Here is a 6,578-nt window from a genome sequence, read left to right as displayed (position 1 = left end):
CGAATCACCCGCTGCTGCGACGGACCGTTCGGCGCCGTCAGACCATTGCTCGCACCGTCCTGATTCACCGCCGAACCCCGCACCACCGCCAGCACTGGATGCCCAAGCCGCCGCGCATCCGACAACCGCTCGACGAGGACGACGGCCACACCCTCGGACCACGCCGTGCCGTCCGCGGCGTCCGCGAACGCCTTGATCCGGCCGTCCTCGGCCAGTCCGCGCTGCCGGGAGAACTCCACGAACACCCCGGGCGTGGCCATCAGGGCCGCTCCGCCGGCGAGCGCCATCGAGCACTCACCACTGCGCAGTGCCTGCACCGCCAGATGCAGCGCCACCAGGGAGGAGGAGCAGGCCGTGTCGACGGTGATGGCCGGGCCCTCCAGGCCCAGGGTGTACGACACCCGGCCGGACGCGACGCTGCCGGCCGTGCCGATGCCGATGTATCCCTCGGATCCGTCCGGGACCTTGTCGAGCTTGCTGGCGTAGTCGTGGTGCATCACGCCGGAGAACACTCCGACCTTGCTGCCGCGCAGCGAAGTCGGAGCGATCCCGGCCCGCTCGAACACCTCCCAGGAGGTCTCCAGCAGCAGCCGCTGCTGCGGGTCCATGGCCAGCGCCTCACGCGGGGATATCCCGAAGAAGCCCGCATCGAACTCCGCCGCGTCCCGCAGGAACCCGCCTTCACGCACGTACGACGTACCGGAGTGGTCCGGATCCGGGTCGTAGAGCCCCTCCAGGTCCCAGCCCCGGTCCTCGGGGAACGCGGAGATCGCGTCCCGGCCCTCGGAGACGAGCCTCCACAGGTCCTCCGGCGAGACCACCCCGCCGGGCAGCCGGCAGCCCATGGCGACGATGGCGATCGGCTCGTCCGACAGGATGGGGGCATCCGCCGGGGCGGGCGCCTCCGCGTGTTCGCCGCCGAGCAGAGCGGAGTGGAGGAAACGGGCGACAGCCACCGGTGTGGGGTAGTCGAAAGCGAGGGTGGCGGGCAGCCCGAAGCCGGTCACGGCCGTGATCCGGTTGCGGAGTTCCACCGCGGAGACCGAGGTGAAGCCGAGTTCCTTGAAGGTGCGGTCGGGGCCGGCGTCGTGACCGACGGCCATCTCGCGTACGGCGTCGAGCACCAGGTCGAGCAGGATCCGCTGCTGCTCGGAGGCGTGCAGGTCGCTCAACTGGGCCCGCAGCGCCGACGATTCGGCCTCGTCCGCCGCGACGGTGGCGACCGGCACGTCGATCAGGCCGCGGAGCAACGCCGGCACGGCCCCGGCCCGCAGGTTCGTGATGTCGGGCCGCATCGCGGCGAGGTAGGGCTCGTCGGCCGCGTGTGCGGCACCGAACAGGGCCAGGCTCTCGTGCACCGGAAGCACTCCGACACCCACCGACACGCCTCCGGCGGCGTCCTGTCCCCAGGGGCCGAGCGCGAAGGAGAGCGCGGGCAGACCGGCGGCGCGGCGGCGCCGGGCGAGGGTGTCGAGGAGGACCGCCCGGGCTGCCCACTCCCCCCGGCCGGCCGCGCCGAGCACGCCGGTGACCGAGGAGATCAGGACGAAGGTGGTGTGAGGGAGGGCCTGGGTGAGCTCGTCCAACCGGTGGGCACCGACCGCGACCTGCTCGAGGTCCGCGGTGTCCGCGGGGGCGTAGACCACGGCGGACAGCGGGCGCGAGGGCTTGGCGAGCACAGCCGCGAGGGCCTTGCCGTCGGTGACGTCGCAGGCCGCGAGGGCCACCTTGGCCCCGGCGCGGGTGAGTTCGGCCTTGAGCGCAGCGGCGGTCGGGTCCGAGCGGCCGTGCGGGCTGATGAGCAGCAGGCGGCGGGCGCCGTGCCCGGTGACGAGCTGCCGGGCCACGGCGGCGCCGGCCGGGCCCGAGGCGTCGGTCACCACGACGGTCCGCTGCGGGTCGAGCAGGGGCTCCGGCTCCTGGTCGGCGGCGGAGGAGACCTGGGTCAGCCCTGGCAGCAGCACCACACCTCCGCGGACGGCGAACTGCGGTTCGGCCGCCGAGAGTGCCGCCGGCATCGCGGCCACGGACGCCGCATCGCCGTCGATGTCCGCGAGCACCAGTCGACCGGTCCCGTCGGGGAACTCGGCCTGCGCCGAACGCAGCCAACCCCACAGCGGGGCCCTCACGGGGTCCACGATGTCCTCGGCCGAACCCACTGCCACGGCGCGCCGGGTCAGCACCACGAGCCGGGCTTCCGTGAAGCGCGCGTCGGACAGCCATGGTTCGAGCTGACCGGAGAGCTCCCGCAGGGCGGCGGCCTCGGCGCGCCCGTGCTCCTCGGACGGCTCCGGGGCGGCCGTGAGATCGAGGACCGTCACCGCCGGCACCGGCTCCCCGGCGTCGACTGCGGCTCGTATCGCGTCGAGCCCGTCGTACCGGTCCACGGTCACGCCGGCCGCCGCCAGCCCGTCGGCAGCGCCGTGGCCTTGTTCGTCCGTGTCTCCGGCCACCGCCCACCGGCCGGGCTCCGCCCGGGGGGCGCGCACCGAGGGCAGCGGTGTCCAGTCGAGGCGGAACAGCGACTCGAAGCGGCCGCTGCTCGACGCCCGGAGCCGGGTCGGCTGCTGCAGCAGCACGTGACGGGTGATCTTGCCGGAGGCGGTGCGCGGGACCTGCTCGATCTCGTAGAGCTCCTCGGGCACCTTGTAGTAGGACAGCTGCTCCCGGCAGGTGGCGAACAGCTGCTCCAGGTCGAGGCCGTTCTCGCCGGGCACCAGGAAGGCCACCGGGACCTCGCCCAGCAATTCGTGCGGCTTGCCGACCACGGCGACGTCGGCCACTCCGGGCACTCGGCGCAGGACCTCCTCCACCTCGCCGGGGTGGATGTTCTCCCCGCCGCGGATGATGAGTTCCTTGATCCGGCCTGTGATGGTGAGGTAGCCCTCACCGTCCTTCCGGGCCAGGTCGCCGGTGTGGTACCAGCCGTCCTTCAAGGCGGCGGCCGTGGCCTCCGGCTGGTTGTGGTAACCGAGCATGACGCTCGGTCCGCGAACCCAGACCTCGCCCTCTTCTCCCGGCAGGACGTCCAGCCCCGTCTCCGGGTCCACCAGCCGCACGCCGAGTCCGGGCACCGGCAGTCCGCAGGAACCTTCGACCCGGGCGCCGGTGGGCCAGTTGATGGTGATCGAGCCGCAGGTCTCGGTACTGCCGTACGCGTCGAGCAGCGGAGCCCCGAAGACCTCTTCGAACGAGCGGCGCAGATCCGCCGTCGTGATCGCCCCTCCGACCAGGCACATCCGCAGCGCCGGGGCTCTGAACCCCCGCTCCCGCGCTGCCCGGACCAGGTAGTGGTACATGGTCGGCACACCTGCGAGGAAGGTCGCGTTCTCCTCCTCCATGGCGGCGAGCACCTCGTCCGCGGAGAAGCCGTCCACGATGCGCGCCGAGGCGCCCACGACCGTGACTCCGAGCACGCACGCGATGTGTGACAGGGAGTGGAAGAGTGGCAGCGGCCACACCACCCGGTCCTCGGGCGACAGGTCCGGCACCGGGACGTAACAGGCGGCGACCGACCACAGGCAGTTGCGCTGTGTCGAGAGCACACCCTTGGGCTTGCCGGTGGTCCCGGAGGTGTAGAGCAGCCACGCCACGTCGTCCAGCCCGAGGTCGTCCCTGGCCGGCAGGCTGGGCTCCGACGCGGCGAGCGCGGCGAACGAAACGGTGCCCGCGGGGGCGCCGGCCGGTATCCCCGCCGCACCCGTGACGACCACCCGCAGTTGTGGCCGGTTCTTCACCAGCCCGGCCAGCAGTCCGACCCTGGACGGGTCGGTGACGATGACGCGGGCGCCGCTGTCGTCGAGGAGATAAGCCAGTTCGGCTTCGGTGAGCCGCGGGTTGAGCGGCACACCGACCGCGCCTGCCCGGGTGATGGCCAGATAGCTCTCGACCGTCTCGACGCTGTTGCTCAGCAGAATGGCGGCGCGATCGCCCGGTTGCAGCCGCAGACCGGCCAGATGACCCGCCAGCCTCCGCGTGCGCAGTTCCAGTTCTGCATAGGTCACGCTCCGCTGTGCGTCACGGAAGGCCACCTTGTCCGCGAAGCGCTCTGCGTGCCCACGCAGGAGTTCGGGAAGCGGCCGGATCAGCTCGGTTCGGAGCATGTCACTTACACCTCTCGGTACGGCGGAGCACCTGGCAGATGCCGGACGCATGTGCACCCTTGCCAAGCGCACGACTACCTTTGATCAGTGTCCGGCGATCGGAGTCCGCTCCACCCCCTGACCACCCCCCTAGCACCTCCCAGACCTCTCCCCCGGCGGGGCAACTGATGAGAGCCTGGCGCTCATGAATCCCAACGTCCGGCATCCATCGGTCAACGACGCCTGGGTGAGGCGTTTTCACAGCGCCGAAGACAGCGTCCGTTTCATATGCCTCCCGCACGCCGGCGGCAGTGCGACCTTCTACCACCCGATGTCGGCGGCGCTGGCGCCGGACATCAGCACCTTCGCCGTGCAGTACCCGGGGCGGCAGGACCGCCGCAACGAGGCCTGCATCGACAGCATCCCGGAACTGGCCGACGCGATCTTCGACGTACTCGCGCCGTGGGCCGACGAGCCGATGGCGCTGTTCGGGCACAGCATGGGAGCGACGCTCGCCTTCGAGCTGGCCGTACGCATGGAGAAGCGTCTCGGGAAGTCTCCGGTCGCCCTCTTCCTCTCGGGGCGCCGGCCCCCCTCCCACTTCCGGGCCGAGTTCGTGCACACCCGCGACGACGCGGGCATCGTCGCCGAACTGACGACCCTCAGCGGCACCGACCCCTCACTCCTGAAGGACGAGGAGATCCTCGACATGGTGCTGCCGATGCTCCGCAGCGACTACCGGGCGATCGAGACCCACAGGGGCGGAGCGGATGACGTGGTCTCCTGCCCGGTCACCGTGCTCACCGGGGAGAGCGACGACCGGGTCTCCGCCCAGGAGGCAGCCGGCTGGGCGAACCACACCCGCGGTGAATTCGCCTTGAAGACCTTTCCCGGAGGCCACTTCTTTCTCAACGACCACCGGGACTCGGTCACGGACCTCATCCGCACCAGCCTGTCGGGCATGCGGAGTTGAGGCGCACCCGGTCCCCCGTCAGGGGTCGCCGCAGACACCTCGTAGACGACCGGCGCCGCCGGATCGGTCATGTTGACGGTGATGCTCCGGGTGGGGCGCGGGTCCTTGTTCTTGTGGACTGTTCCCGCCCAGTGGACGCCCGGTGCACGTACGCCGTCAGCTCCGCCGGGACGTCAAGGGACGACCGTACTTCTGGCCTGCTCGACGCGCAGGTCGCTGTGCCTCCGTCACGGTCGGGTCACGGATTCGAATATGCCCAAAAAAAGTTACCCTGGGAAAACAAGCATGTACCCGAGGTCACAATTCAGTGTCTTGGGGGCAGCCGTGGCGGATGTTGTACTGGCCGGAATCCTGGGGGCCGTCGCCCTGGCGGTATTCCTCCTCCACTGGGCGCACCAGAGAAGTCGAGAGACCATCACCCAGCTGCGCGCAAAGGTAGCCGCACAGAGAATTGCAGCAATGCCGCTCGGCCGAACGCCCGTTGTAGCTGCCTCTGACGATCCGGAGGGGCCGGTCCGCCGCAGCGGCGGTGCAGCCGCCCTTCTCGCCTCCTTCGGTGACCGAGCCCGGTGTGCCTGGAGGGGACATCGCACGGCCACCATCACGGTGACAGCCGCCACCGTCGCCATCGTCGGCGCGCTCGCCCTGACGTCGGGCGGGAGCACACCCCAAACAGCCACCGCCGCGCCGCCCGCCACTGCCTCGGGCGCCGTCCCGGACCCCCGCCAGGACAAGAAGGGGGAGGGTCAAGATACGGAGCACAGCCCCGCCGAAGAGGGAGTCGACACAGGCGCCACCCATGACGACAGCAACGCGCGTGCGTTCTCCGGCCCCGGATCGGTGTCCCCCATCGAGGGGGAGCCCACTCCTGGGACCAGCAGCGCGCCAGCCTCCGGCGGCGAGGGCCGGACCGAACCGCCCACCGGAGGCACCCCGGCCCCGGACCGGACGACGGCACCCGGCACGCCAGGGACCACCACACCCGGCCCGGGCGCTTCCCCCACCACTACGCCGCCACCTCCCACGCCGAAGCCGTCAGCGCCCCAGAAGCCGGACACGTGTGACGGCGTGATCGACCTCCACCTACCACTGCTGCCGGACATCTGCCTCCTGTAGCGCGGAGGGCAGAGCGCGCAGCCAGTTCCGGTGATCTTGGTTTTGAGCTGCCGCGACACGTGGCCGTCAGGTGGCCCGGACTCAGGGGATCCCGCTCTCCGGCGATCACTCCGCCATCGTCGTGGCGTTGCTACCCGGCATCGGCGGCATGCCCGCCCGGCGCCAACTCGCCCTGCTCAAACCCGAAGCAGGCAGCGGATCGGAGACCGCGCAGGCCTCATGACGCTCAAGGGTGCCTCCGGTCGTGGGGGGGGGGGGGGGGGGGGGGGCGCGGGGGGGGCGCCCCCCCCCCCCGGGGGGGGGGGGGGGCGGGGGGCGGCCCCCCCCCCCCCCCCCACGGAAGGGCGCGTGGTGGGGGAGTAGAGGGGCGTGGGTGTGTGGCGGGGGCCAGTTATGCGGCCGCACCA

At 71.5% G+C, this 6,578-nt stretch carries 4 protein-coding genes; 3 read left to right on the top strand and 1 reads right to left on the bottom strand.

Going from position 1 to position 6,578, the window contains the following annotated elements; translation table 11 throughout:
- A partial coding sequence (locus ACFYP5_RS38550; RefSeq protein WP_389044708.1) for a beta-ketoacyl synthase N-terminal-like domain-containing protein occupies positions 1 to 4,103 on the bottom strand: 4,103 nt, incomplete at its 3' end.
- Between the two features lie 184 nt (positions 4,104 to 4,287).
- Between ACFYP5_RS38550 and ACFYP5_RS38545 the strand changes: the two genes are divergently transcribed.
- The 3 genes from ACFYP5_RS38545 (at position 4,288) to ACFYP5_RS38535 (ending at position 6,394) form a co-directional block, all read left to right on the top strand.
- Positions 4,288 to 5,055: a thioesterase II family protein gene (locus tag ACFYP5_RS38545; RefSeq protein WP_389044706.1), complete on the top strand. Its 768-nt coding sequence runs from the start codon at positions 4,288 to 4,290 to the stop codon at positions 5,053 to 5,055.
- A gap of 606 nt (positions 5,056 to 5,661) precedes the next feature.
- Positions 5,662 to 6,171, top strand: a complete 510-nt coding sequence (locus ACFYP5_RS38540; RefSeq protein ID WP_389044704.1) for a hypothetical protein — start codon at positions 5,662 to 5,664, stop codon at positions 6,169 to 6,171.
- A gap of 70 nt (positions 6,172 to 6,241) precedes the next feature.
- The gene (locus ACFYP5_RS38535; protein ID WP_389044702.1) at positions 6,242 to 6,394 is read left to right on the top strand and encodes a hypothetical protein; all 153 of its coding nucleotides are present in this window, start codon (positions 6,242 to 6,244) and stop codon (positions 6,392 to 6,394) included.
- Positions 6,395 to 6,578: the final 184 nt, after the last annotated feature.

The organism is Streptomyces sp. NPDC005262 (assembly GCF_042872425.1).
GTDB lineage: Bacteria > Actinomycetota > Actinomycetes > Streptomycetales > Streptomycetaceae > Streptomyces.
Note: the sequence above shows the minus strand (reverse complement) of the source record. Positions and strands in the feature narration are given on the sequence as shown.

Coding starts and splice junctions, on each gene's coding strand:
- ACFYP5_RS38545 (WP_389044706.1), top strand. CDS start 4,288: ATGAATCCCAACGTCCGGCATCCATCGGTCAACGACGCCTGGGTGAGG.